This window comes from Photobacterium sp. DNB23_23_1, assembly GCF_052873815.1.
In genome coordinates, this window is record NZ_JBNNXT010000032.1 from 1 (window position 1) to 26,612 (window position 26,612).

Annotated in this window: 26 protein-coding genes and 1 pseudogene; 12 read left to right on the top strand and 15 right to left on the bottom strand. The window is 49.2% G+C overall.

The annotated features are described in order from the left end of the window. Positions 1 to 426: 426 nt before the first annotated feature. Both ACVA53_RS17805 and ACVA53_RS17810 read left to right on the top strand, forming a co-directional pair. Positions 427 to 762 carry a DUF1904 domain-containing protein gene (locus ACVA53_RS17805; protein ID WP_446505835.1) on the top strand — a complete coding sequence of 112 codons (336 nt, stop codon included), beginning with the start codon at positions 427 to 429 and terminating at the stop codon, positions 760 to 762. Positions 763 to 837: 75 nt separating this feature from the next. After that, positions 838 to 1,689, top strand: a complete 852-nt coding sequence (locus ACVA53_RS17810; RefSeq protein ID WP_255043478.1) for an endonuclease/exonuclease/phosphatase family protein — start codon at positions 838 to 840, stop codon at positions 1,687 to 1,689. On the opposite strand, the gene ACVA53_RS17815 is transcribed toward ACVA53_RS17810, so the two are convergent. The 3 genes from ACVA53_RS17815 to gloB form a co-directional block, all read right to left on the bottom strand. Further along, positions 1,676 to 2,365: a Yip1 family protein gene (locus ACVA53_RS17815; protein ID WP_255043479.1), complete on the bottom strand. Its 690-nt coding sequence runs from the start codon at positions 2,363 to 2,365 to the stop codon at positions 1,676 to 1,678. The genes ACVA53_RS17810 and ACVA53_RS17815 overlap by 14 nt on opposite strands. Beyond that, positions 2,362 to 3,933 (bottom strand): LysM peptidoglycan-binding domain-containing protein, encoded by a 1,572-nt coding sequence (locus tag ACVA53_RS17820; protein WP_446505836.1) that lies wholly within the window; start codon positions 3,931 to 3,933, stop codon positions 2,362 to 2,364. The genes ACVA53_RS17815 and ACVA53_RS17820 overlap by 4 nt, the downstream gene beginning before the upstream one ends. Before the next feature lie 70 nt (positions 3,934 to 4,003). Next, a complete protein-coding gene (gene gloB, locus ACVA53_RS17825; protein WP_255043481.1) occupies positions 4,004 to 4,762 on the bottom strand; it encodes a hydroxyacylglutathione hydrolase in 759 nt (252 codons plus the stop codon). A gap of 53 nt (positions 4,763 to 4,815) precedes the next feature. Between gloB and ACVA53_RS17830 the strand changes: the two genes are divergently transcribed. Beyond that, entirely contained in the window at positions 4,816 to 5,559 is a 744-nt protein-coding gene (locus ACVA53_RS17830; RefSeq protein WP_255043482.1) for a methyltransferase domain-containing protein, read from the top strand. A gap of 9 nt (positions 5,560 to 5,568) precedes the next feature. Here the strand turns inward: ACVA53_RS17830 and rnhA are convergent, their stop codons facing one another. Then, entirely contained in the window at positions 5,569 to 6,033 is a 465-nt protein-coding gene (gene rnhA / locus ACVA53_RS17835) for a ribonuclease HI (RefSeq protein ID WP_255043483.1), read from the bottom strand. A gap of 51 nt (positions 6,034 to 6,084) precedes the next feature. Between rnhA and dnaQ the strand changes: the two genes are divergently transcribed. Both dnaQ and ACVA53_RS17845 read left to right on the top strand, forming a co-directional pair. After that, entirely contained in the window at positions 6,085 to 6,813 is a 729-nt protein-coding gene (gene dnaQ, locus ACVA53_RS17840; protein ID WP_446505837.1) for a DNA polymerase III subunit epsilon, read from the top strand. A 4-nt stretch (positions 6,814 to 6,817) separates the two neighbouring features. Then, positions 6,818 to 8,080, top strand: coding sequence for a TIGR03503 family protein (locus ACVA53_RS17845; RefSeq protein WP_446505838.1), 1,263 nt, complete (start codon positions 6,818 to 6,820; stop codon positions 8,078 to 8,080). Between the two features lie 121 nt (positions 8,081 to 8,201). On the opposite strand, the gene fadE is transcribed toward ACVA53_RS17845, so the two are convergent. Further along, positions 8,202 to 10,652, bottom strand: coding sequence for an acyl-CoA dehydrogenase FadE (gene fadE / locus ACVA53_RS17850; protein ID WP_446505839.1), 2,451 nt, complete (start codon positions 10,650 to 10,652; stop codon positions 8,202 to 8,204). Positions 10,653 to 11,392: 740 nt separating this feature from the next. Here fadE and lpcA point away from each other — a divergent pair. Further along, a complete protein-coding gene (gene lpcA / locus ACVA53_RS17855; protein WP_255043488.1) occupies positions 11,393 to 11,971 on the top strand; it encodes a D-sedoheptulose 7-phosphate isomerase in 579 nt (192 codons plus the stop codon). 44 nt (positions 11,972 to 12,015) lie between these two features. Further along, on the top strand, positions 12,016 to 12,795 hold the full coding sequence (locus ACVA53_RS17860; RefSeq protein WP_255043489.1) for a class II glutamine amidotransferase: 780 nt from the start codon (positions 12,016 to 12,018) through the stop codon (positions 12,793 to 12,795). Between the two features lie 66 nt (positions 12,796 to 12,861). On the opposite strand, the gene purN is transcribed toward ACVA53_RS17860, so the two are convergent. Together purN and purM are read right to left on the bottom strand one after the other, a co-directional pair. Beyond that, positions 12,862 to 13,506, bottom strand: coding sequence for a phosphoribosylglycinamide formyltransferase (gene purN / locus ACVA53_RS17865; protein WP_255043490.1), 645 nt, complete (start codon positions 13,504 to 13,506; stop codon positions 12,862 to 12,864). A gap of 3 nt (positions 13,507 to 13,509) precedes the next feature. Then, a complete protein-coding gene (purM, locus tag ACVA53_RS17870) occupies positions 13,510 to 14,550 on the bottom strand; it encodes a phosphoribosylformylglycinamidine cyclo-ligase (RefSeq protein ID WP_255043491.1) in 1,041 nt (346 codons plus the stop codon). Positions 14,551 to 14,746: 196 nt separating this feature from the next. On the opposite strand from purM, the gene upp reads away from it, so the two are divergent. Continuing rightward, complete coding sequence (gene upp / locus ACVA53_RS17875; RefSeq protein WP_107350335.1) at positions 14,747 to 15,373, top strand: uracil phosphoribosyltransferase; 627 nt, start codon at positions 14,747 to 14,749, stop codon at positions 15,371 to 15,373. Between the two features lie 79 nt (positions 15,374 to 15,452). Here the strand turns inward: upp and ACVA53_RS17880 are convergent, their stop codons facing one another. Beyond that, positions 15,453 to 16,706, bottom strand: coding sequence for a uracil-xanthine permease family protein (locus tag ACVA53_RS17880; RefSeq protein WP_446505840.1), 1,254 nt, complete (start codon positions 16,704 to 16,706; stop codon positions 15,453 to 15,455). A gap of 294 nt (positions 16,707 to 17,000) precedes the next feature. Between ACVA53_RS17880 and ACVA53_RS17885 the strand changes: the two genes are divergently transcribed. Then, a complete protein-coding gene (locus ACVA53_RS17885; RefSeq protein WP_255043494.1) occupies positions 17,001 to 18,251 on the top strand; it encodes a DUF2066 domain-containing protein in 1,251 nt (416 codons plus the stop codon). Positions 18,252 to 18,346: 95 nt separating this feature from the next. Here ACVA53_RS17885 and ACVA53_RS17890 read toward each other — a convergent pair whose 3' ends face one another. The 4 genes from ACVA53_RS17890 to bepA form a co-directional block, all read right to left on the bottom strand. After that, positions 18,347 to 18,772 carry a DUF2069 domain-containing protein gene (locus ACVA53_RS17890; protein WP_373689571.1) on the bottom strand — a complete coding sequence of 142 codons (426 nt, stop codon included), beginning with the start codon at positions 18,770 to 18,772 and terminating at the stop codon, positions 18,347 to 18,349. Positions 18,773 to 18,776: 4 nt separating this feature from the next. Next, complete coding sequence (gene wrbA, locus ACVA53_RS17895) at positions 18,777 to 19,358, bottom strand: NAD(P)H:quinone oxidoreductase (protein ID WP_255043495.1); 582 nt, start codon at positions 19,356 to 19,358, stop codon at positions 18,777 to 18,779. 15 nt (positions 19,359 to 19,373) lie between these two features. Further along, positions 19,374 to 19,724 carry an arsenate reductase (glutaredoxin) gene (gene arsC, locus ACVA53_RS17900; RefSeq protein WP_255043496.1) on the bottom strand — a complete coding sequence of 117 codons (351 nt, stop codon included), beginning with the start codon at positions 19,722 to 19,724 and terminating at the stop codon, positions 19,374 to 19,376. 129 nt (positions 19,725 to 19,853) lie between these two features. Next, a complete protein-coding gene (gene bepA, locus ACVA53_RS17905; protein ID WP_255043497.1) occupies positions 19,854 to 21,308 on the bottom strand; it encodes a beta-barrel assembly-enhancing protease in 1,455 nt (484 codons plus the stop codon). A gap of 183 nt (positions 21,309 to 21,491) precedes the next feature. On the opposite strand from bepA, the gene ACVA53_RS17910 reads away from it, so the two are divergent. Further along, entirely contained in the window at positions 21,492 to 21,719 is a 228-nt protein-coding gene (locus tag ACVA53_RS17910; RefSeq protein WP_255043498.1) for a sulfurtransferase TusA family protein, read from the top strand. A gap of 7 nt (positions 21,720 to 21,726) precedes the next feature. Beyond that, positions 21,727 to 22,803 carry an AI-2E family transporter gene (locus tag ACVA53_RS17915; protein WP_255043499.1) on the top strand — a complete coding sequence of 359 codons (1,077 nt, stop codon included), beginning with the start codon at positions 21,727 to 21,729 and terminating at the stop codon, positions 22,801 to 22,803. Between the two features lie 56 nt (positions 22,804 to 22,859). On the opposite strand, the pseudogene ACVA53_RS17920 reads toward ACVA53_RS17915, so the two are convergent. After that, positions 22,860 to 23,012, bottom strand: a pseudogene (locus tag ACVA53_RS17920) (hypothetical protein); the annotation flags it as partial. Between the two features lie 936 nt (positions 23,013 to 23,948). On the opposite strand from ACVA53_RS17920, the gene ACVA53_RS17925 reads away from it, so the two are divergent. Next, positions 23,949 to 25,391, top strand: a complete 1,443-nt coding sequence (locus ACVA53_RS17925; RefSeq protein ID WP_446505841.1) for a tetratricopeptide repeat protein — start codon at positions 23,949 to 23,951, stop codon at positions 25,389 to 25,391. Between the two features lie 231 nt (positions 25,392 to 25,622). Here the strand turns inward: ACVA53_RS17925 and ACVA53_RS17930 are convergent, their stop codons facing one another. Continuing rightward, positions 25,623 to 25,829 (bottom strand): antitoxin Xre/MbcA/ParS toxin-binding domain-containing protein, encoded by a 207-nt coding sequence (locus ACVA53_RS17930; RefSeq protein WP_446505842.1) that lies wholly within the window; start codon positions 25,827 to 25,829, stop codon positions 25,623 to 25,625. Positions 25,830 to 25,939: 110 nt separating this feature from the next. Next, on the bottom strand, positions 25,940 to 26,596 hold the full coding sequence (locus ACVA53_RS17935; RefSeq protein WP_446505843.1) for a recombinase family protein: 657 nt from the start codon (positions 26,594 to 26,596) through the stop codon (positions 25,940 to 25,942). Positions 26,597 to 26,612 lie beyond the last annotated feature (16 nt).

The window sequence follows — 26,612 nt, forward strand, 5'->3', positions numbered from 1 at the left end:
GTTACTGCAATATCTGCCTTGATAACAACGATTTTTCCAGTGCAAATACTTGATCAACTACTTATCCAGATTGGTATCATCAGTAAGTCTTGCAGCTAACGGCTTCGGGGCGGCAAAACATATCATCATGATCACTGCTGCACTGATTAATCACATTGCTTACCGCATGGATTGGCGTAGTAATGATTAGGCTGAGTGCCAACAGGGGGAGTATTTTCTTGAACATAGGTAGCTACTCTTATTAACTAAACGATGTTTTATTTTATTCTTATGTAGAAAAATACCCCCTTGGTTTGCAATGTTAAACACCCTGATTAGGTAGGGTAACGGGGTAGGATTGACTCTAAATTGACAAAAATAGCTGCGAAAAAGATGTGTTAGATGGTATCTTGTGGCTTTTTCAGGTTGAGTAAAATCGGAGTCACCATGCCGCACCTGCGTTTTCGAGCTGTTGAATTTGATCATGTGAAGGCGTTGTCGACCAAATTGGTTGATGATTTGGAGCCGTTAATGGCTTGTCCGCGAGAGGATTTTACTCTCGAGCATGTTTCAACCACTTTTATTTTTGACGGTGAGGTGTCGGATGCTTACCCATTTGTGGAAGTGCTGTGGTTTGATCGTGGCCAAGAGGTTCAGGATCAAGTCGCTCAGTTGATCACCGAGGCAGTCCGCGCTGAATTTGAAGAACCAGAACAGGATGTTGCAGTGATTTTCACTGCGCTGACAGCGTCAGCATATTATGACAATGGTAGTCATTACTAATACTCAAAGCGGCCGAAAGGCCGCTTTCCTTCATATCGTATCTCGTTAGTAATTGTTGTCAGTTAGGTAAGTTTGATGTCGCGTTATACCAAGGTTGTAGCAGGATTGGGGGTTGTCGCAGGAGCGCTGGGGATCAGTACAGGGGCCCTGAACTGGTCGTTTGAAGTGTCTGAAGTGCCTGAAGTTAGTGCCAATGTGTTGGCACCGCAGTTCTCGTTCAACTGTATAAAAAGCGATGTTGCACTGCCGCTGGATCAAGACGGTAATTTTTCGGTTTCAGTCTGGAACATCTACAAGCAACAAAAAGAAAACTGGCGATCAGAGCTTGAGAGGTTCAGCCAAGGTAGCGGGTTGGTTTTATTGCAAGAGGCTAGCCTGACCACGGAGCTGAAAGAGTATTTAGATGATACTCAGTGGAAGGTAAGAATGGCCAATGCCTTCAAATTCCTTAACACGCCGGCAGGGGTGATGAATTTGTCTTCGGTTAATGCCAAGACTACCTGCGCCTATCTGGCAATGGAGCCTTGGTTGCGCTTGCCAAAGTCCGCTTTGTTGTCCGAGTTCAACCTTTCGAATGGCCAAACACTGGCGGTAGTTAACCTGCACGGGGTGAACTTTGCTCTGGGGCTGGAAGAGTACAAAGAGCAGTTCCGTACTCTGAAACGGGTATTGGACAAGCATATCGGCCCAGTGATTCTGGCCGGCGATTTCAATACTTGGCGTCAGGCGAGATTGGATGTGGTAGATGATTTTGCCCGTAGTCTTGGTTTGGAGGATGCCGTATTGCGTCGTGATCAGCGGGTAAAGGTGTTTGGCAAGCCGCTCGATCATGTCTATTACCGCGGGTTAGCGCTGGTAAGCGCGGAGGCACCGACAACCGATGCCTCCGATCATAACCCGATCATTGCCAACTTTAGGCTGCAATAATCATGATTGGCCAGACGATCAGGGTCATCAGCCAAGGTAAGGCTGCGACGATGATACATTTGGCTCTATCATAGTCTGTCCAAGCAGCGACGGCGGCATAGCTCAGGGCGATATACCACGGTGCCAGCAGTGGCGCTGTGGTCGCAAAGGCAGACCAAGGATGATTCAACGGTAGCTTCAGGAAGCCATTGAGGCTGTTTAGATCAGCCGCATTAGGCAAGAAGTTACCGGTGTTGAATACGGCATTCAGATAGCTAGCAAAGTCACCGATAACCGCTGGCAGCATGATAAAGCACGCCGCAGCAAGCCACTTGCCGAAATTGTGCTTATATTTACTGCTCTTGGTGGACAGGTTAAGCCAAAGCGCCAAAACAAAAATAGCGGCTGTCCGGCCGAAGAAATCACTGAATACCTCACCGGCTAACAAGACTTCCTTGGTTAGCCAGGCCTCTTGTACTTGCTGCTCCACATTAGGCAGCTGCATCATCAGCGTTTGCTGCAACCAGTTCATATCGACATGATTGAAGTATCCCCCCCAAAAGAAGAACGGGCCGATAATGATTATCAAGTACGGCAAGAACGCCCATTTGGGGCGTTCGTGAACGGCTGCAAAGCAGTCGATCGGTGAACGAAAGGTATCGAGAACCGCAATAAACGGGTTTTTGGAAGGTGTCATACACTTACCTTGGTAACATCAACATAAAGTTTTAATTGCTGTCCCGGCTTGAGGTACTTCTGGCTACTGATTTGGTTCCATTTTACCACATCGGCTACTTTTACCTTGTAACGCTGGGCAATAGAACTCAGGTTGTCCCCAGAGCGAACCTTGTAGAAAACCGTACGGATCACCCCACCAGTCTCACTTGACTTCCATAGGGTCAGTTTCTGGCCAACGCGAAGGGGAGAGTTTTTATTGATCCCATTCCATTTGGTGATTTCGTCGATTGAGACTTTTTGTTTGCGGGCAATGGTCCATAAGCTATCGCCGGACTGGACAGTATACGTTGTACGATAACCGCTGCCATGGCTTTGCTGGGTGTTGTTGGCCATACGGGCAGCAACAGTCTCCCCGTCCTGCATCGCGACGGGGATCAGAATATGGCGACCGACACGAATACTGGTACCGTTCATGTTGTTGGCACGCTGGATCTGCTTGGTTGTTGTTTTATGCTTATGGGCAAGTACACTCAGGGTATCGCCAGGTTTAACCTCGTAGCGGATCACTTTCATGCCACGGCGGCCATTTTCATCAAAGGCGTTGTTGAATTTGTCGACTTTACTGATCGGTAGCAGTAGGTGGCTTGGACCTTCCGGTGCGGTTGCCCAGCGGTTGTAGCCCGGGTTCAGGCGCTGCAGTTCATCCAGTGAAACATTGGCGAATTTGGCGGCCATCGCCAAATCCATCTGGGTCTTTGGCTTAACAAGTTTTACAGCTGGTTCATTGTCGATAGCAGGAATACTGATCCCATATTTATCACGGTTTTGAATCACGTCGGAAACTGCGAGTAACTTAGGTACGTAGTCACTGGTCTCTCGAGGTAGGTCCAGCGACCAGAAGTCGGTCGGTTTGCCAGCCGCTTTGTTATTTCTGATTGCACGGAATACTCTGCCTTCACCGGTGTTGTAGGCCGCAAGGGCGTGGAGCCAGTTACCATCAAATTTACGGTTGAGGTATTCAAGTAAGTCCAGCGCTGCGCGGGTAGATTCTACTACGTCACGGCGACCGTCATACCACCAGTTTTGCTCAAGGCCGAAACTGCGGCCAGTTGGCGCGGTGATCTGCCAAAGACCTGCCGCACGGCCGTGTGAATAGGCAAATTGGTCGAAAGAGCTTTCAACGACCGGAAGCAAAGCAAGTTCCAGTGGCAGATCGCGCTTTTCGATTTCCTCGGTGATCATATAGAGGAAAGGTTCGGCTCGTTGGGCGACGGTATTGAGGTGGCTTGGGTGACGGAGGTACCAGTCACGGTAGTGAATGACGCGTTGGTCATTGGGGATATCCGTCTTCAGCTGCATGCTGATGCGTTGCCACACATCCTGCTGTTCCTGAGGGGTAGGAACTTTCTTAGGAATAACCACCTGCGGCTCAGGTGTTGGTGTTTTAGTGGTTGTTGTCGGAGCAACTTGGGCCGCAGGGTTATTATTTGTTGTGTTTGTTTGTTCTTCTTCTACTGTATTTGTCGTTTTTGTAATTTGGCAACCAGCCAGAAGTAGCGCACTCGCCAAAAAAAATCGGGATTTCATGTGTCCAGCCTATAGCCAAAATAGTTGGAGATGATACTTGTCCAACCACCTTAGTGACAAGTGACACAGGTCAAAATTCGTCTTTCCAACGGCGCAGTGCTGCAAAGGTTTCGACATCGCTATCGTTAACTGCTTTATTTGCAACTGATTTTTTAATGCTTGGCTGGTCGCAGCGCAGGAATGGATTGATCAATTTTTCTTGTTTCAAAGTGCTAGGAATGGTGCTAATCCCTTGTGCTCTCATTCGGCCGACCTCTTCACGGTAACGCTGAAGGTGTGGGTTGTCTTGTTCGGCAACAAGGGCAAAGGCCAGATTGCTGCTGGTATATTCATGGGCACAGTAGACTTCAGTTTCATCGGGTAGGGCACTGAGCTTTTGCAGCGAGGCATACATTTGTCCGGCGGTGCCTTCGAATAAGCGGCCACAACCAGCAGAAAACAAGGTATCGCCACAGAATAGCTTGCCGTCCCCGACATAGGCAACATGGCCTGCAGTATGTCCCGGCACACCAAGGACCATGAAGCGCTCACCAAAAATTTCAACTTGGTCGCCGTCATCGACCGACTGTGACACGCCCGGGATTGGTTCGGCAGAAGGGGCGACAATATGGATATTCGGGTAGCGGCGCTTGAGTTCGCTGATCCCGCCTATATGGTCATTGTGATGGTGGGTGATCAGGATGGCGTCTAGTTCAAGCTCTTCCTTTTCGAGGAATGCCAGGACTGGAGTGGCATCGCCGGGATCCACCACGACGCAATGGTTATCCGGACTGTGAATCAGCCAGATGTAATTGTCATTGAATGCAGGTATGCTTTTAATGGTCAGCATCTTTGTTTCTCCGGCTTTTTTGCTATTGAGCATCGACTTAGTTTGGAATTGCTATGAAGCCAGCCCGCATATTAAAACATATCGAACCACCACATACCTGGTCACAAGTTGTCAACGGTGAGTGGGCAGCAGAGCTATTACAGGCCCAGCTTGATGAGTGGTGGCCCAAACTGTTTGGCTACCATATGCTAAAGCTGGGTGGGCTAAGCTGCGAATTGGCCAGTGGCCATTGTAACATCCAGCATCAGATTTGCATTGATAAGTTCAACCCTCTGCATAACGTAGTTGCTGATCCTTTTGCTTTGCCGTTTGTCGAAAAGGCGTTCGATGCCTGTGTTATTACCCATCAGTTGGACTACTGCAGTGATCCCCACCGGTTGCTGCGCGAGGTTGACCGGGTGATTGTCGATGATGGTTATATTCTTATCAGTGGCAATAATCCGGTCAGTGCCTTGGGGGTACGAGGGCTCTTGCCGTGGAACCGTAAGCGCTTTCCGTGGAAAGGGCGGATGTTCATGCCTATGCGGATAAAAGACTGGCTCGGGGTGCTTAACTACGAAGTGGTGTTTCACGAAAATTTTGCGATACTGCCTGCGACGCGTCACCAAGCTTGTTCGGCTTGGGTCGAGGGAATGGTGTCGGACAGCTTATCGTCTGTCGGCAGCATGTACTTGATTGTGGCGAGAAAGCGCACTGTCCCGCTAAAGCCGATAAAGCCAACCTGGAAACTCAGGCGACAGCTGACACCGCTGGGAGTGAACTGCCGCACCAAGGCTTCCCGTAAGCAGAAATGCTAGGCTTAGATACTAACTGGCCTGATAGCCGGTATCATCTTGGGTTGGTGATTCTGCCGCGGCACGAGCCAGCTCATCGCAGCGTTCGTTTTCAGGATGGCCTGCATGGCCTTTTACCCAGTGCCACCTGACTTGATGACGCTGGGTTTCATTGTCGAGCCGTTGCCATAAGTCAGCGTTTTTAACCGGTTTTTTATCGGCAGTTTTCCAGCCGCGCTTTTTCCAGTTATGGATCCATTGAGTGATCCCCTGGCGGACATACTGGCTATCGGTGGTGAGATCGACCTGGCAGGGTTCTTTCAGGCTCGCCAAACCGACAATCGCGGCCAGAAGCTCCATGCGGTTGTTGGTTGTCATGAAAAAGCCGCCGTTGAGTTCTTTTTCATGCTGTTTATAACGTAACACGGTACCATAGCCGCCCGGCCCCGGGTTACCGAGGCAAGAACCGTCCGTGAAAATTTCTACCTGCTTCGTCATATTTGGTAGTATTCGTCTTAGTTAAAACTTGAGTCTGACACAATCGTATCTATGAAAGCCACAAATGAACGCATAATCGTATTCGATACTGAAACAACGGGTATGAATATGACCGGCCCTCACTATGAAGGGCACTGTATTGTCGAGATCGGTGCTGTGGAAATTATTAACCGTAAGTTAACGGGCAATACTTTCCATGTATATATCAAGCCGGATCGCGAAATCGATGCCGAGGCGATTGATGTCCACGGTATTACCGATGAATTCTTGGTTGATAAGCCGACTTACGGTGAAATCCATCAGGAGTTCATGGATTTCATCCGTGGGGCCGAGCTGGTCGCGCACAACGCGTCGTTCGATACCGGCTTTATGGATTACGAGCTTAGGAAGCTCGATCCTTCAATCGGCAAGACAGAAGATTTTTGTAAGGTGACCGATACCCTTGCGATGGCCAAGCGGTTATTCCCGGGTAAACGTAATAACCTTGATGTGCTCTGTTCCCGTTATGGTATCGATAACTCGCACCGAACGCTCCACGGGGCATTGCTCGATGCCGAGATCCTGGCCGATGTTTATCTGATGATGACCGGTGGCCAGACGTCCTTGGCCCTAAGCAGCGGCAGTGAAGATAGTGATGTTGGTGCAGAAAATGCAATCCGTCGGTTAGCTTCTGGGCGAAAAGCACTAAAGGTTATCCGGGCTTCTGCCGATGAAATACAAGCGCATGAAGCGCGTTTGGATATTATCGACAAGAAGGGCGACGTTATGTGGCGTCAGTAAGGGTATGATGAAGCGATTATGGTTGCTAATGCTAGTTTGGCCGCAGCTGTTGTTATGGCCACTATTATCATGGGCTGACGACAGCACGGTAATGTCATGGCTGGATAATCGCTTCCGGGTTGACCCGACGGTGCAGCAAGTCTCTTTTATGGTCACGCGCGATCAGAAAAGTAATTCGGTGGTCTTGGTTCGCCCAGACGGCCACAAATATTATGCCTGGCGCCATCCTGAGAGCGTCTCTTGGTACGAAGAGGCGGGGATGGATATCATTTCTATTGAAAACCCTATGCCAGGCCCATGGCAAGCAGTGGGAAAGGTTAGCCCGAAAAACCATATTACCGTCCTGTCTGATTTAAAGCTCGATGTTGATAACCTGCCCGCCAGGCTCTATCAATCGGAAACCATCAAATTTACCGCTCGCTTGACCCAAGCAGGTCAGCCGCTGGCCTTGCGTGATTTTCTTGATCGCGTGAACTTGTCAGTGGTGTTCTACGAATATATCGAAAACCCTGATGACCTTCCGAAAGAAGCGTTACCTATGCCTATACCAATGGGGACCTTTGCCGATGATGGGTACGGGTTCGATGAGGTTGCTGGTGATGGGGAGTTTACTGTTGCCCTGCCGATAGAGCTCCAGCCGGGTAAGTACACGGTTAAGATTAGCTCTGGAAATGGTATTTTTCTTCGTACGGTCGAGCAGGAAGTGTTGGTTTATCCACCCCCGATCAACGCGAGTTTTATTCAAGGTCGAGGCCAAACGGAAGATCATCAAGTGGTCGTTGCTGGTGAGGAAGGCACATTGAAAACAGGCTCATTGGCTGCTCATATTGAGCAAGTGAGTTTTGAAGGAGAGACCAGTATCAGCCAGCAGGCTGCCTTGCCGGATGAAGAAACCTTGACGGTGTGGCTGTCAAATGGTGAGCTGCCCGGACGATACACATGGTCTGGTTGGATTTATGCCACCGATAATTTCAGTAATCGCGAGCTTATTTTTCAAATTCCTGAAAGCCATTTTGCCATTCAAGCTGAGCTACAGCTTGACCGGAATCTTGCGACTTTTCGCGAGCAGCAAGAAGCCAAGGAACGGCAGATTGAATTCGCGAGACTAGATGTGGAGCGACAAGCTGCCCGTGCCAGGGCCATGAAAATTATTGCCCTGGCCAATGTACTGGTAATAGTTCTTATCGTTGTGGTAGCGGTGCTGTGGCGTAAGCGTAAAGTGAAGAAGGCGATGGAAAGCGCCGAAATCAGTGTGCCAAGCAGTTAACCCAAGTAGCTAAAGACAAGTAAGCATCTCTGAGATAGCCATATATCAATTTTTATTCTGAGCAGATAACAAAAAGGGAAGCCAGATAGGCTCCCCTTTGTCGTGTTGCGCTGTGGTTAATTTAAGCCGCTATTACCTTTGGTGTCGGCTGGTAGGGCTTGGCCGCCAGCTCTTGCGAGTCGAAGTCATCGACATTGATAGTGCGTAGTCGGCCTTCTTCCGCCCGGCATAGTAGCTCGGCTTCTTCCGGGTTTATCACATTAAGCTCAAGCCCTTTTTCTGCCACTTTATCCAATTGCATGAACGGCATGCGCTTACCGGCTGCTTTACAGACGCGATCGTAGATCGGCTCAGCAGCAAGGATATCATTCAGCGTTGCTTCAATCATACCGACCGCATTGTTGGCTGTTGCTTCCAAATATTGGTTGCGGCCAATACGGCTACGGGTTTCGCTTGGGGTCTGGATGATTCGTGCGACTTTATGATCCAGCCTATCCGATGGACGTACACGGCCTAGCCCTAAAGGGAACACCATGGTGCGTAGCACGGCTGCAATTGGGCGATTCGGGAAGTTGCGCAGAAACTCGTCCAATGCTTCCTGAGTCTGGTAGAGCGCATCTTGTAGGCCCCAGTGAACTAAGGGGAGATCTTCAGCCTTTGCCCCTTCGTCCGTATAACGTTTGAGTGTCGCAGAGGCAAGGTAGAGTTGACTCAGCACATCACCCAGTCGAGCTGACAGGCGTTCTTTACGCTTGAGAGACCCACCCAGTACTGCCATTGATATGTCAGCAAGTAAAGCCAAGTTGGCACTGTAGCGGTTCAGTTGTTGGTAGTAGCGAGCCGTTGGATCTTTTCTCGGAGCAGAAGAGCCACGGCCATCAGTCAGGCCGAACCAGAATGAACGCACCATATTGCTGATCACAAACCCGACATGACCGAACAAGGATTGATCAAATTCACGCAGTGCTTTTTCGGTATCTTCGTTGTAGGCGGCGTTTATTTCGTTAAGGACATACGGGTGGCAGCGGATCGCCCCCTGACCAAAGATGATCATCGATCGGGTCAGGATATTCGCCCCTTCTACGGTGACGGCTATTGGCGCCCCTTGGTAGCCTCGAGCCAAGAAGTTGCTTGGACCCATACAGATCCCTTTCCCTCCGACAATGTCCATCGCGTCAATAACACTGCGTTGGCCACGGTGGGTACAGTGGTATTTTACAATCGCTGAAATAACCGAGGGTTTCTCGCCGAGATCAATACCGGCCACGGTCAGATTACTGGCCGCATCCATGACATAGGCATTGCCAGTAATGCGAGCCAATGGCTCCTCGATCCCTTCCATCTTGCCGATTGGTAGTTTGAACTGGCGGCGGATACGGGCATAGGCACCAGTGGCCATCGCCGCAGACTTCAGCCCGCCAGTTGAGTTGGACGGCAAGGTGATCCCACGGCCGACCGATAGACACTCAACCAGCATACGCCAGCCTTGACCTGCCATTTCCTGACCGCCAATAATAAATTCGATAGGGACAAAGACTTTGTCACCTTGGGTTGGACCATTTTGGAACGGGACATTGAGAGGGAAGTGACGGCGGCCGATGTTGACACCATCAATGTCGGTTGGGATCAGGGCGCAGGTAATTCCTAGCTCTTCTTCATCACCCAAGAGGTGGTCCGGGTCAAACAGCTTGAAAGCCAAGCCAAGTACAGTGGCAATTGGTGCCAAGGTGATATAGCGTTTGTTCCAGGTCAGCTCCATCCCGAGCACTTCTTCTCCCTGCCAATAGCCTTTTTTGACGATCCCGAAGTCCGGGATAGAGCCGGCGTCAGACCCCGCTTCTGGACTGGTCAAAGCAAAACAAGGGATCTCCTTACCTTCGGCAAGTCGAGGCAGGTAATGGTCTTTTTGATCTTGGGTACCGTAATGCTGCAGTAGCTCACCGGGACCGAGTGAATTCGGTACCCCGACAGTCGAGGAAAGCACGGCAGATACGCCAGTTAACTTTTGTAGTACCAGAGACTGGGCATAAGCGGAAAATTCAAGGCCGCCATATTTCTTCTTGATGATCATGGCAAAGAACTTGTGATCTTTGAGGTATTGCCATACATCCGGCGGTAGGTCAGCCAGTTCGTGGGTGACCTGGAAGTCGTTGACCATTCGGCAGACTTCATTGACCGGTCCATCAAGGAACGCTTTCTCTTCGGGGCTCAGGCGCGGGGCAGGAATATCGTGTAGCTTATTCCAATCGGGAGCACCACGGAACAAGTCGGCTTCCCACCAAACGGTACCAGCGTCAATGGCTTCTTTTTCCGTCCGTGACATTTCAGGTATGACTTTCTTGAACGCTTCCAGTGCGCGGCGGCTCACTAACGAGCGGCGCAGAGACGTTATATTGAGCGGTAAAGCGATGATCAAAAAAGCTAACCAGCTAAACTGGCCAGTAATATCGAGTAGGGTGCCCACAGCCAGTGTAGCAGCAATGGCGAGGGTGAAGGTGCGTAGGTTTGCCCGGTGGTAAGCGAGCACACCGGTTATACCAACCAGCCCCAGTAGGTACACAAGTGTAACCATGTTCAATCTCCTTATTTGGGCGTTGTTTTATTATATTTTAGGTACAATTTATGCAAGGTAAGAGGTCTAACCACTTGAGCTAAGTGTAATGTGATCTTTAATGAAATGTAAAATAAATTTCTGTTGTGATGGCGTGTGATTACGTAAACATGTCTTGTCACTTGTTGTAAAACAAGGGATTGATCGAGATTGGTGGGAAGGAAAAAACGCCTGAGTTAATTTGTCACATAATTAAGAACGCGTGATATAGTTCACGTATTACGACGAATGCGGCATTGACGCAGCATTTACGTGAATTTTTTGTAGTGCAAGCGAGGCCGTGCAGAGTGGCGTTCCCTCATTATTGCCTTTCCCTAACTCCGACTGACAATTGCCCGCCGGATCCCTATGTCGGGATGATGGTTACTTACAATTTGTTAACTTGATCTCACTAAATGATAACGATTGTGTTTGGCTTTTGTCGTTCCCGTTTGGTTTGTAAGGGGTTTACCGTGTTGTTATTTGATGCGCTCAGACAGGCGTGGCGCGAAGGCTTTTCTCTCCCGGTGTTGCGTGCTGATGTTGTCGCAGGCCTGCTGGCAGGGCGGTGGATAATGTTGCCTGTTATGCCTGTGCAGAGTCATTACGTGAGCATTTGGCAATAAAGACTCACAATGTTCAGCCGAAGGAGTCGACACTTCCAAGCGTTTCTTTGTACACTGCGAGTTGATAATAATTTTTGACAAGTCAGAGAAGGTCCTATGTATCAAGACAACATCCGCGCCGAGTTGACGGAAGCGGCAGAAGTCCTCAACCGTTTCTTAAATGATGATAAGAACATTGCTGATATCGAAGCAGCTGCCAAACTTCTGGCCGAGTCGTTTAAGCAAGGCGGCAAGGTATTGTCTTGTGGTAATGGTGGCTCTCACTGTGATGCGATGCATTTTGCTGAAGAGTTGACAGGTCGCTACCGTGAAAACCGTCCGGGTTACCCGGGGATTGCGATTTCCGATCCGAGCCATCTGTCTTGTGTCAGCAATGACTTTGGATATGAGTCGGTGTTTTCCCGCTACCTTGAAGCGGTAGGTTCAAAAGGTGATGTGTTGTTTGGCTTATCGACATCAGGCAATTCCGGTAATATCTTGAAGGCTATCGAGGCTGCCAAGGCGAAGGGGATGAAAGTCATTGCCCTGACCGGTAAAGATGGTGGCAAGATGGCGGGTCTTGCGGATGTGGAAATTCGTGTACCGCATTTCGGTTATGCTGATCGCATTCAGGAAGTGCATATCAAGATTATCCATATTTTGATTATGTTGATTGAAAAAGAAATGGCGAAATAACCCAGTGTTTTTTACTGGAACATAGAGGAAGGGCATAAAGGACTATGTGTGAATTACTTGGCATGAGTGCCAATGTGCCGACAGATATATGCTTTAGTTTTACCGGCCTGATGCAGCGTGGGGGCAATACTGGCCCACACCGCGATGGCTGGGGGATCACCTTTTACGAAGGCAAGGGATTTAGGACCTTCAAGGATCCGAACCCGAGCAGCAAATCACGTATTGCAGAGTTGGTACAGGAATACCCGATCAAAAGCTGTGCGGTAGTCAGCCATATCCGGCAGGCAAACCGTGGTGGCGTGAGTTTGGAGAATACCCACCCGTTTACCCGCGAACTGTGGGGACAATACTGGACGTTTGCCCATAATGGCCAGTTGACGGGTTACGATGAGCTCGATACCGGCCGATTCAAGGCGGTAGGTGATACTGACAGTGAAATCGCTTTTTGCTGGCTGCTCAAACAACTTGATGATCAGTTCCCTGATACCCCTGATGACTTGGATGCGGTGTGCCGAGTACTGGCGGAAAGCTGTGATACATTACGCCAGCTTGGTGTTTACAACATGTTGTTGAGTAATGGTGAGTATGTACTTACCTACTGTACTAACAACCTGCATTGGATCACCCGTCGCGCCCCATTTGGTAAAGCGTCATTAATTGACGAAGATGTGACGATTGATTTTCAGCAGGAAACGACACCTAATGATGTGGTAACCGTGATTGCAACTCAGCCTCTGACCAATGATGAAAATTGGCACAAAATGGAGGTCGGGGAATTCAATGTTTTCCATTTTGGTGAGCAGGTATTCAATCGAACGTTGTAATGCTTATCTGAATAAAAAACGCGACCTCAGGTCGCGTTTTTTAACGTTTTGATAGGGCTTCACGCCTTACTCATCAGTCGCATAGCCGGACAGAGGTAATGGCGAACCATCAAGTACCGCTTTTCCGCCGGTCATCACAACACGGCTTTGCAGGCACCAGTTGGCGACCATCGGATAGATACGGTGCTCTTGCTCTTGGACTCGGGCCATCACGTCATCGGCATTATCGCCGGCAAAGATTGGTACCTTGGCCTGGAGGATCACCGGTCCGCCGTCAAGCTCTTCAGTGACGAAATGGACACTGGTACCATGCTCCTCATCACCGGCATCGATAGCCCGCTGGTGGGTATTGAGCCCGGTGTACTTCGGCAGCAGGGACGGGTGGACATTGAGCATCCGCCCTTGGTAGTGGCGGACAAAGTCACCGCTGAGGATGCGCATGAAGCCGGCCAGGATCACCAGATCCGGCTGGTAGCTGTCGATGCGATCGGCCATGGCCTGGTCGAAGGCTGCACGGTCAGCATAGTCTGCTGCACAAAGGTGCAGGGCATCAATGCCAGCTTGGCGGGCACGCTCTAATCCGTAAGCGTCAGCCTTGTTGGACAGCACCGCACTGATGCGGGCGTCCTTGATGATGCCTGACTCGCAGGCATCAATCATCGCTTGAAGGTTAGAGCCGTTGCCTGAGATAAGAACAACGATATTCTTCATCGCTTACAGGATCTCCACCTGCTCTTCGCCTTCGTTGGCATTGGCAATGTGGCCCAGGAGCCAAGCCTGCTCGCCTTCGGCATTGAGGATGCTGATCGCTTGCTCTGCCTGTGCTTTTGGCAGGGCAATCACCAAGCCAACACCACAGTTGAAGGTACGGTACATCTCGTAGGTATCAACGTTACCGGCTTCTTGTAGCCAGTTGAACACAGCAGGCCACTGCCAGCTGTTACCGTCAACAACCGCTTTCGTGCCTTGTGGCAGAACGCGCGGGATGTTTTCCCAGAAACCACCGCCAGTGATGTGGGAAATAGCATGGACATCACAGCTTTCCATCATCTTAAGGGTCGATTTCACGTAGATTTTGGTTGGCTCTAGCAGGTGATCAGAAAGCGCTTTGCCTTCGATTTCCTGATTAAGGTCGGCATTTGAAACCTCAAGGATTTTACGGATCAGCGAGAAGCCGTTTGAGTGCGGGCCGCTAGAGGCAACAGCAATCAGGGCATCGCCTTCTGCTACTTTGCTGCCATCAATGATGTCAGCTTTTTCAACAACGCCAACGCAGAAGCCAGCAACGTCGTAGTCTTCGCCGTGGTACATGCCAGGCATTTCCGCCGTTTCACCACCGATCAGTGCACAACCTGACTGGATACAACCTTCACCAATACCGGCAACAACATCAGCTGCGGTATCAACATCCAGCTTGCCCGTTGCGTAGTAATCCAGGAAGAACAGTGGCTCGCCACCTTGTACGATTAAATCGTTGACACACATCGCAACTAGATCGATGCCAATCGTGTCGTGCTTGTTCAGATCCATCGCCAGGCGCAGTTTTGTACCCACACCGTCTGTACCAGATACCAAAACTGGCTCTTTGTACTTGGTCGGCAGGCTGCATAGTGCGCCAAAACCGCCAATACCGCCCATCACTTCAGGACGGTGGGTGCGTTTTACCACCCCTTTAATACGATCAACTAATGCATTACCTGCATCGATATCAACACCAGCATCTTTGTAGCTAAGAGAAGAGTTATTGCCGCTCACAGGAGTTTCCTCAACGTATTAAAGTAAAAAAAGCGGGGGTATGATAACAGCAGTCTGGGCGGAAAGGAAAACGTTTGCGTCAATATTTGTCACTGAGTATTTCCTGAGCAAATAACCGTTCCACCTCTACCAGAGCACAAATGGTCTAGTGTATAATGGTGCGATTTTTTGAATTTAATTTGCCTAGGAGTCAAAGATGAAAGTCGTTGAGGTTAAACACCCACTAGTAAAACATAAGATTGGTCTTATGCGCGAAGGTGACATCAGCACTAAGCGATTCCGTGAGCTAGCGACGGAAGTAGGCAGCTTGTTGACATATGAAGCGACTTCAGACTTCGAAACAGAAAAAGTTACCATTGACGGCTGGAATGGTCCAGTTGAAATTGACCAGCTAAAAGGCAAAAAAGTAACAGTCGTGCCAATCCTGCGTGCTGGTCTTGGCATGATGGACGGCGTGCTTGAGCACATGCCAAGTGCACGTATCAGTGTTGTTGGTATCTACCGTGACGAAGAAACGCTTGAGCCAGTTCCTTATTTCAACAAGCTAGCATCTAACATTGATGAGCGTATTGCGCTTGTTGTTGACCCGATGCTGGCAACTGGCGGCTCGATGATCGCTACCCTTGATTTGCTGAAAGAGCAAGGTTGTAAGCAATTCAAGGTATTGGTATTGGTTGCTGCGCCTGAAGGTATTGCAGCGCTTGAAAAAGCCCACCCAGACGTCGAACTTTACACGGCGGCAATCGATGAGAAGCTGAACGACAAAGGCTACATCGTACCGGGCCTAGGCGATGCGGGTGACAAGATCTTCGGTACTAAATAAGAACTGTACTGCTAGAGTGAGTATGAAAGCAAAAAGCCGGATAGTTATCCGGCTTTTTTTATGGGCCTACTTAAGTTGACTATTTGCTAGATGTCTCTTCCATCTGAGCATTATCGACCACATGGCTCTCGCCCAAGTCATCAGGCAAGATCAGATTCAGCAAGATAGCCACGATACCACACAGGCTAACGCCCTGTAGGCTGAATTCACCGATACCGAAAGCCATACCACCGATACCAAACACCAATGTTACCGCGACAATCACCAAGTTGCGTGCCTTGTGCAGGTCGACCTGGTTTTTGATCAAGGTGTTGAGGCCGACCGTGGCAATCGAGCCGAACAGCAAGATCATAATACCACCCATGACCGGAACCGGAATGGTTTGTAGCATGGCGCCCAGCTTACCAACAAAGGCCAGTACTAGTGCCGTAACGGCAGCGTAGGTCATGATCACCGGGTTGAATGCCTTGGTCAGCATAACGGCACCGGTGACTTCAGAGTATGTGGTATTTGGTGGTGCGCCAAACATTGAAGCGGCGATGGTTGCGACCCCATCACCCGCCATGGTGCGGTGCAGGCCGGGTTTTTTCAGGTAATCTTTACCCGTTACGTTGGAAATCGCCAACATATCGCCGACGTGCTCAACGGCTGGAGCAATGGCCACTGGGATCATAAACAACACCGCGTTGATGTTGAATTCCGGGAAGGTGAAGTTAGGAAGTGCTAACCAAGCAGCCTGTTGAACCGGGGTGAAGTCAACAACGCCAAAGCCTAGGCTGACCAGATAGCCAGTAACGATACCCGCCATAATAGGAATAAGCTTGAAAAAGCCCTTAGCAAATACGCTGAAGGCAATGGTGACCAATAGCGAGATGGCAGAAATCCATAACGCAGCATCGCCATTAACGAGCTGTACTGCACCGTCCCCGGTTTTACCCAACGCCATATTCACAGCGGCTGGAGCCAAGCCTAGGCCGATAACCATGATCACCGGGCCAACAACAACGGGTGGTAGCAGCTTATGGATAATCGCAACACCACGTACCTTGATAATCGCTCCCATACAGACGTAAATCACGCCGGCCATCATCAGGCCACCCATGGTTGCGGGGATCCCCCAAGTTTGTACGCCATACATAATAGGAGCAATAAAAGCAAAAGAGGAGGCGAGGAAGATAGGGACGGAGCATTTGGTGATGACTTGAAAGAGGAGGGTACCGATACCGGCACCGAAGAGGGCAACGTTGGGATCCAGTCCGGTAAGAAGCGGTACCAGAACCAATGCGCCAAATGCGACGAAAAGCATTTGAGCACCCTGTAATATCTGCATCATGGTTAAAATCCACCCTAGCTATAAAAAAAATCGCGGAATGTTAGCACAGAGGCAACCGTTTACCTAAAGGTTATAGGCAAAATAGTCCAAAAAGGGATCTCAGCATTATTTTGTGATGTATAAGATAAAAAAATTGCAGAACATTGACGTTGAATAGTGTCTATTGGCAAAGACTTATAAAGCGTTGGGAACAGAAAAATACAATTGAATGAATTTTTTGTGTGTGAAGCAGTTGCTCCGCGAGATACGTTCAATTTATGATCGGGTATTAACTTTAGTGATAACGAGTACTTTATGTTGCGTATTGCATTACTTTTCTTGGCACTATTGGCTCTTCCGCTGAAGGCTGCCACGGTGACCAACCTTTATCAGGCACAGGTGGCCCTGCCTGATACGGATCGCCAATCCGAGCAAGCAGCCAGGAAGCAGGCTCTGGAACAGGTACTGATAAAAGTATCGGGGCAGAGCAACATCGTAGAAAACGAAATCGTTGCCAAGGCGTTGGGAAGCAGTAACCAATATGTCAGCCAGTTCAGCTATGCCAACCGTGATGGTCAGCGTACTCTATTACTGACTTTTGACCGAAGCCGCATCCGTACTTTATTGACACAGGCCAACTCGACCTTCTGGAGCGAGCTGCGACCGAGTGTTTTGGTATGGCTGGTGGAAGATGCTAACCGCAGCCGTAATATTATCTGGGATCAGTCGAGTAACGATTTAGCTAACCGCATCAAAGATGATGGTGATCGCCGTGGAGTACCGGTATTGATCCCCATCGGTGACTTTGAAGATGTAACGGCTATCAGCACGCCGGATATCTGGGGGGGATTTGTCCAGCCTATAGCGACAGCAAGCCAGCGTTACCAGCCTCAAGCGGTATTGGTGGTGCGAGCCCGTCAGCAGGACAATGAGCAGGTTACCCTGAACTGGCAGCTTTATTCTGGAAATGTTGAACAGCTAGGTCGTAACAAGGTTGCACCGTCAGAAGGCCGCAATAGCGGCGAGACGGCCACGTCAGTCGCTCAGATGATAGATAGCGTGGCAGATATTCTTGCTGCCAAATATGCCGTGCAGCTTGGCGGTGACACCAGCGGTCAGCTGGCGGTGGTGGTTGAGAATATCCAATCGTCGAAAGATTTCTTTACCCTTGAACGTATGATCACTAACCTGACATCGGTTGCTGCGGTTAATGCTTACCGTATTCAAGGTGACCGGGTTGAATTTACCGTTCAGTTGCTTAGTACCGAAGATGTGTTCCAGCGTGAACTGAGCCAGGATAGCCGTTTGTCAGCCGTGACTACGCCGGTGACAGAGCAATATGAACCGGCCCCTCAGCCAGAAGGCATGATAAGAGCAACGGATGTGTCAGCTTCTGGTGAGCCTTCTGTTCAGCCTGCCGACCAAGTAAATCCGGTGGCTGGTGAGGCATCGGGTGTGGATGTTTCAGACACAGAGCAGCTTAACAGCGATGCGCCAGTTGAAACTAAGCCAGCCAAGCAAGCTGCTGTGTTCAGCTGGTCTGATACTACGTCAGCAGCCTTGTAAGTGGTTACTTACCAATACTGACAAGGCAATAAAAAAACGGTGGCTTAGGCCACCGTTTTTGTTTATATCCACATTAGGTTTATACGTCCTAGCCGTTATTGCCCTTCATGCTGGGCTTTTTCTTCTTTCTCTACCTGAGAGAGCTTTTTCAGCTTCAGTCCCAACTCCCTGCCGCGGTAGCGGGTAAATAAAATATTGGCTATAAAGGCACTCGTTGTCAGTATCAGCTCAATCAATGCCAGCCAGCGTTCACCATCGTCGATCCACAGAATGGTCAGGGCGTGGAGGAAGTAGAACATCAGGATGAAGTTGGCCCAGGCGTGGGTATAAGGTTTACCGGCCAAAATGCCTTTGAGTGGAAGCAGTAGCGGTATGACCCAGACCACAGCCATTGCCATGGGGTTAATATGTGGGTGCGGCGATAGGCTTGCTTGCCACAGTACCACCCAGGCCAATAGGCCAAGATTGGCCGATATGGCAAAGTAGCGCAACAAGCGCGTTTTTTTCTGCATGACAGTCATAGCGCTATCCTTGTAATTTGCAGGCAACCTCTGCCAGCCGCTTGCCACAAGCTTGTGCCAGTTCGCATTCTTCAGCGCTTAGTTGACGGCATTGTTCATGGTTGAGGTGGGAAGGGCCGTAAGGGGTCCCTCCTGTACTGGTGGTATGCAGTGCAGGCTCTGAATACGGTAACCCGACAATCAGCATTCCGTGGTGCAGCAGCGGCAGCATCATTGATTGCAAGGTGGTTTCCTGACCACCATGCATGGATGACGAAGCAGTAAAGACACAGGCCGGTTTTCCTATCAGACTACCACTTAGCCATTCAGCACTGGTTGAATCAATAAAGTGCTTAAGTGGCGCGGCCATGTTACCAAACCTTACCGGGCTGCCTAGGGCTAGCCCTGCGCACTGCTGGATATCAGCTTTGGTAACCAATGGGTCACCGAATGTTTCAGGTTTTAGCTGGCCATCAATACCGAGTTCGGCGACAGTACGTAATACCGCTTCGCAGCCGACGACCTGTTCAATGCCACGGGCAATTTGCCGGGCGAGCTGACGTGTTGAGCCATGGCGGCTGTAATACAGAACGAGAATGCTATGCATGGACAGGTATCCTGATCACAGGATGTCTAGCACTTTCTCGGGCGGGCGGCCCATTGCAGCACGTTCGCCATTGACGACGATTGGACGTTCGATCAGCTTCGGATTGGCTGCCATTGCGTTGATCAGTTGCTGTTCGGTAACCTCAGCACCACCCAGATCCAACTCCTTGTATAGCGCTTCTTTAGTACGCATCATGTCACGAGCAGTGGTATAACCAAGCTGGCTCAGCAAGACTTGGATCTGTTCGGCTGAAGGGGTGTCGTCAAGGTATTTGACAACAGTTGGGTTGATCCCTTTCTCTTCCAATAGAGCGAGGGTCTGGCGGCTTTTCGAGCAACGAGGGTTATGGTAGATGGTGACAGACATGTTACTTCCTTCTTAAATGTAACCGGCGAGGTGTCCACGCCGGTTACTAATTGTTTTAATGATGTTGCCCCATTGTAGAACACCTGTCATCAAGAAGGAATGCTATAACCTCGGTTCTTGCTAGCTCGATCAGAGATTGGCAAAGCGTTGTCTGGCAAGACGAAGTTGATCTATGCGGGCATCATAGCGAGCCTGATCCAGTGAGTTGACCTCGACAATTTGGCTTGCTTGGATATACATTTGAATCGCTTTTTCCCACGCACCGCGCAAGGCCATCAACTCTGCTCTGGCGGCTAGTTCCGCATCACGGCGACCATTGGCGGCTTGGGCCTGAGCCAGTAAGTGCCAGCCGTTCGGATCGTTCGGGTTGTCATAGGTATAGCGAGTCAGGATCGGGATACTGTCACTGTTACGGTTCGCTTCCTGCAGGGCATTCGCTAGATTCAAACGCAGTACCTTGTTGTTTGGGTTGGCTTTTTGCGCGCTTTCCAGGCGTGCAATTGCACGATCATATTGTTTTTGGTGCAGGTCGAGATCCGTGGCCGAATCGATGTAGAAGCGGTTGTTGGGCTCTTTGGCCAACAATGGGTCAAGCAAGGCATGGGCTTGGTCATACTTTTCGGAATCAATATACACCAGTGCCTTGCCGTAATTGAGCGCATCTTTCATTGTGCCATTACTGTTTTTCATTTGGCGCTCAAACCAATCCAGTGCCGCTTTGTTATCGATACCGGCGTAGCGGGCAACAATGCGGGCGCGGGCAAGCTGGTAGCGCTTTGACGTCTGCACACTGCTAGCCGGGAACTGGTTGGCTCGGCTGCGGCTGTCGGTGATACGCGATTCAGGCAAGGGGTGAGTCAGCAGCATCGGCGGCGGTGTGCTGACATAGCGGTATTGATCGGCGAGGCGGCCAAAGAAGCGCGGCATCGCTTGCACATCGAAGCCAGATTTTGACAAGGTGGCAATACCGATACGGTCAGCTTCTTTTTCGTTGCTACGGGTATAGTTGATTTGGCCCTGGGCTGAGGCGGCGGTGGTGGCATGAATCGCCGCGATCCCTGCTTCTGGTGAGGCTATCGCCAGCATCATCGAGCCGATAAGAGCCGCCAGTGTGGCCGGCGATTTCCTGGCTTGGTCTTCCATGCTTCTTGCTAGGTGGCGTTGGGTGACGTGGGCGATTTCGTGGGCAACGACCGAGGCTAGTTCACTTTCGGTTTTAGCATGGAGAAACAGTCCTGAATGGATAGCAACATGGCCACCGAAAAAGGCGAAGGCGTTGATATCCCGGTTCTGGATCATGAAGAAGCTGAACGGGGTACGGACGTCGTTGGCATTGGCAACCAGGCGGTGGCCGAGATCACTGATATATTCAGACAGCAGCGGATCGCTGATCACTGGCATACTGGCCCTGATCATCCGCATGTAGGCATCACCGTACTCCATTTCTTTTTCAATGCTGAGCGTCGATGCTGCTGCGGTCCCTATATCAGGTAGACTGCTTAGGTCATTGGCCGGAGCTGCAATGCTAGTGCCGAGTAATGCACTGATGAGAAGATAGGCTGGCGCCTTAGCAAATCGAAACATAGTAATAATTAATACCGCCCTCTGTTGCGTGTTCCTGCATTCGCACTACTGCGAGGCTAAATCTGTCCTGAATAATGCTGTGTTTCACCAAGGTCTGACAGCGAAACCTTTGACAGGTTTCTTTTTTGTCACTCTAATAACCTTTACAATAACCCGATGGATGATAATTGTCAGTATATCGGAATGGAACCTGCATTGCTTAATTTGACGACGGAACGCTGCCCAATGGCTCTGCTTATTGCCAAAAGGGCGGTGCATGCGTTGGAAGTTGGCGACAAGCTTGAAGTTCATATCACTGACACTGGGGCAAGGCAGGATATCCCCCGCTACCTCTCAAACCATGGCTTTCTTATTGATGTACGGTTGGACAACCAACAGGTACTTGAAATTATTGTGACCAAAAGGCAGTAAACATTTTATGCTGGACATGCTGACTCGCTGGTATCAGCGACGCTTTTCCGACCCCCATGCCGTGAGCTTGATTGCTATTCTACTGGGTGGCTTCCTGACCATATACTTCTTCGGCAACCTGATTGCGCCATTGCTGGTGGCAATTGTTCTCGCATACCTGCTGGAGTGGCCAGTAATGCAACTGACCCGGCTGGGGCTGCCTAGAATGCTGGCAGTCATGGGCGTGTTATTTATCTTTGCCGGTTTGATGGTCATGGCAGTCTTTGGTCTGGTGCCGACAATTTGGCATCAGGTCGGCAATTTGATTGCTGATGTACCTAATATGTTCAATGGCCTGCAGGAATATGTCTCCAGCTTGCCTGAGCGCTACCCAGACTTTGTTCAGCCACACCAAGTGTCCACATTCATGATCACCTTGCGCGAAAAAGTGCTGGGTATGGGTGAGAGTGTGGTGAAAGGTTCACTGGCTTCTTTGGTAAGTTTAGCCACCTTGGCCGTTTACCTGATCTTGGTCCCTCTTTTGGTATTCTTCCTGCTTAAAGACAAGGAAGAGATGATGGAGATGCTCAGTGGGCTGCTACCGAAGAACCGTCGTCTGACCAGCAAGGTGGGGGCGGAAATGAACCAACAGATCTCCAACTATATTCGTGGCAAGGTAACCGAAATCTTCATTGTCGGTATTGTCAGTTATGTCACCTTTGCGGTCATGGATCTGCGCTATGCGGTTTTGCTTGGTGTATTGGTGGGGTTCTCGGTACTGATCCCATATATTGGGGCGGCAGCGGTTACTTTACCGGTGGCGATGGTAGGTTTGTTCCAGTGGGGGATCAGCCCAGAGTTTTGGTGGCTGCTGGTTGCCTACGGTATTATTCAGGCCCTAGATGGTAACGTATTGGTGCCGATCTTGTTCTCGGAAGCGGTCAACCTTCACCCAGTGGCAATTATCGTGTCGGTGTTGGTATTTGGTGGTTTGTGGGGCTTTTGGGGGGTCTTTTTCGCCATCCCGTTGGCGACGCTGGTCAAGGCGGTATGGAATGCCCTCCCCTCTACGGAGTTGCAGTCGCAAGAGCAGATCGAAGAGTAGTGGGTGCCTGAATAAAACAGATGCAATATAGGAAAAAGCCGCGTTTGCGGCTTTTTTCATATTTGAAAATCTATTGTGTTTTCCTTGAGGTAAGCAAGCACTACTTCATGGTGATTCTTGGTCTTGAACTTATTGAAGACATGTTCAATCACACCATTTTCATCTATCAGGAAGCTAATACGGTGCAGGCCGTCGTATACTTTTCCCATAGAACTCCACCCTTGGAAAAAAATTATGAAGAAAATCTTGACTATTTTCAGAAAAGTCTTTCTTTAATAGTGGGTTAGATTAATATTTTCTCTTGTTCAACTACAAATATAGCAGTTGTCATAATTTTTTGTCAATTTGGCTCTATTTGCCGACTTTCCAAGTGAAAACCTGTCATAAAAACCTTAGGTAATGTATGACTTGATGCCACTAGTATATATGACAGAATCGCTTGGTGATCACACAAGTATGACTGAACCTGTAACTCATTTTTGGACATTTTCGCGTTAGAGTTGAGGCTCTAAGTCAGCAACTTTGGATAATCTGATCTTAGGTAAATATCCAATTCAAGCATGTCTAGCAAGTCGGAGGCTATTCATGCAGCAGGTTGACCCATATCTATATGAGGCAACTGTTGAAGACTTTAATTGAAGTTAAGCTTCATCAAGAGTAAATGGTATGACTTTGTTAGAGCCATCTAACACCTTTAATCAAGGAGTTAGGGTGAATACATCATGCCCAATTTCTCAATGCATTGTTTTGAAAGTTAAACTGCCAATGTACAGCCTCCCAAAAAAACTAACAACTCATGTTTACCAAACTAGGTACTCACTTCTGATGCAAATAATGCCCATTACGAAAGTCGTGCTTAGACCAAAGCAAAGGTTCTAAGCGTAATTGGCCCAGTATGAGAAAAGACAAATGTCGACCAAATACTCGCAAGTTATTGCTATATAAAGGCTTTTTACCGCTTCGCTTTGTGTGTTTTCATGCGTTATTCCATTATTTTCATGATCACGCTCATATGTCACTGGTTGCTGTTACTGTCTGGCTTTCTATACAATGCACACGGGGCGTAGCTCTTATTAAATAGTTAAATCAGTTGGCAAAATGCCACTACTGCTTCGAATAAAACAAGTAAAGGGAAATTAATAATAATGAAGTATTTAATTACAGCCGCAGGAGCAATGGTCTTGTTTGTCCTGTCAGGTTGCTCGTCGCTCATGAAGTCCGAGGGCGAAGTGCTCTATGAGCAATACAGGCAAGAACGAAACCCACAACAGAAGCACGTGTTGCTCAAACAATCGAGCGATGCGGGCTATCCGATGGGGCAAATCGAGTATGCCGAGTATATTTTCAAGGAAACATTCGACTTGGCCCTACACCAAGAGGCGATAGAAATTGGTAACGCACTGTATGGCCCCGAGTACCCCCGTGCGATGCGTATGCTCGATGCGAATAAGACCTACCTGAGCCAAAAAGGAAAAGCCTTAAATGGCGACAAGCCAATGGCCACTGAATTGTGTAGGCGTTATCTATCTTCTAGGGACAAACTTTCTGAAATAGCTTGTGACCATGCAATCGACATCGGCGCGGATGTTAACATGCAGGCGTATGGAACTTATCTGTATACGCGTGGAGGAAAACGCGACAAGGGCTTCAAGATATTAACCAAATCGGCTGAAGCAGGCGATGCAGGCTCACAATATGAACTTTACAATATTACCCGGCGCTCTGAAGGTTTCCTTGCGAATAAATGGTTAACAAAATCCGCAGAGAACGACTATGCCGATGCCCAGTACCAGCTCGGTATGAACTTGGTTAAAGGAAGGGGGGCAACATACCCAGAAGGAGTTGAGTGGTTGGAGAAAGCGGCAGCCAATGACCACAGAAAGGCGGCGGAGTATCTTAGGGAGAACGCACTATACATCAAGTTGCGCCCCAAAATTCAGGCAAATGATCCTGCGGCATTGTATGAGTATGGTAAGCATACTGTTAGAGCAAGTAATAACTACTCCCCGGCTGGTGGCGTGAAGCACATCAAAAAAGCCGCAGGGCTTGGCCACCAACCCGCGAAGGCGTTCCTCGCTGAACACCACCAAGAAATTAGTTATGACACTATCCTAAGTGGTAGTGATAGCGGGGCCCAGATCGACCTTGGTATACAATATTATCATGGAAGGGGCGTGTCCAAGAATGTTAACAAAGCGGAAGCATTGTTTAAGAAGGCATCGAAAGATGGCAACTCGATCGCAAGCCGAAACCTTGCCATCTTGTATGAAAAACGCGGGCAGTTCTCATCAGCCGTCGATCACTACCAGAAGGCGGGAAGACAAGGAGATGCTGATTCTTATAATGATGCAGCGGCCATGGTCTATGAGATCAAACACAATAGCTTTGGTTACAATGGTGCTTCCCGTGACATCCGTCAATATGTCGATAGAAACGGGGATAGATGGGTGGATTGGCTTCGTCAAGGGGCGAGAAGTGGCAGCCAAAAGGCAGCGGCTAACTTGAACTTATGGGCTAATTACCTCAATACGGCGTGTAGCAGCTTTACCTGTAGCATGACGGTTCCTACCCCAACCTTCTACCGTTGAACCACTGAAGGCACCATCGCCTAGTGCGGTGGTGCTCTTTAATTGTGACCAATTCCCAGCTTTCTAATCCAATACGAAATTAGTGCTGTTCTCATAGTACTAAAGTAACTGTGATGACATAAAAAATGTAAGTCAAATTACGTTCGAGTGTGATAAAGGTTCAAGCAAGACTAACAAACTTTGGGGCATAACTGTGCTATCTACGGGAATGAGTTTAAGGAGGATAACTTTCTAGCTGAAGTCTCCGTATTTGAGTTTGTATAGTAGTTGTCTTACTTGTTCATGCCCATTTACATCTTCGAGCAAGTCGCTTGGTTTACGCCCTGACAGTGCTGGAATGGGCGTCTGAAACCATTCTTCAACCAATGAATCACTACCAAACACTTCAAGCGCTAGTGTTCGAATGTCACTATGCTCGGACAAAAACGCTTCTTCCATACTGGCTAACCTTACAAATACATGTGATTCAAAAGTATACCTGAGAGATGCGTTTCTGGCACACTTCGGGGCAAAAACGAGTCTGCGATAAGTGAGGGAGGTTAGTTAGGTTATTCAAAGAGCATATCAGTCTGAAACTCAGCTTTCTTGTTATGCAGCCCCCTAGCTTCCAACCACGAGTAAAATCTACTTCTAGAAATCGAAACACCGCGTTCGTTTAGTTTTCTTAGGATTTCAGCTTTGGAGGTCTTGGTGTCGAGGAGGTTCAATATAAATGCCGTATGCTCATCAAGCCTGGACTTAACCTTCTGTCCCTTCTGCCGGCCAGATGATAGCCCTTTGGCCCTTCGTTTAGCGTGACCTGCTTTGGCTCGTTCAGAGCGTTTCTGAGCCTCTACAGCGCTGGCAAAAGACTGCCCAATAACTGTAAAAATGATTTCAGCATTATCAACGTTCTCAGAGTTAATGATGGTGTCGTTGTATGCTAAGTGCAGCTCACCGTATGAGGCTATTTGGCCGATAGCGCCGACCAACTCCATAACCTTGTGGCGACCCAGTCGAGTGATATCCGATACAATGATGCTTTGTTGAGAGGTAATGAGGGAAGATAACTTCCGCTCACTAAGTTCTGTCTTGGTGGCAGACACATGTTCTTCTATCCAATCCGATATTTGTATTCCACGTTTAGCGGCATACGCCTTGATAGCTTCTCTTTGCGATTCGCCATCGGCTCTTTGTGAATCTGATACTCGAATGTAGCCAATCATGCCTGCCCCCATGTTG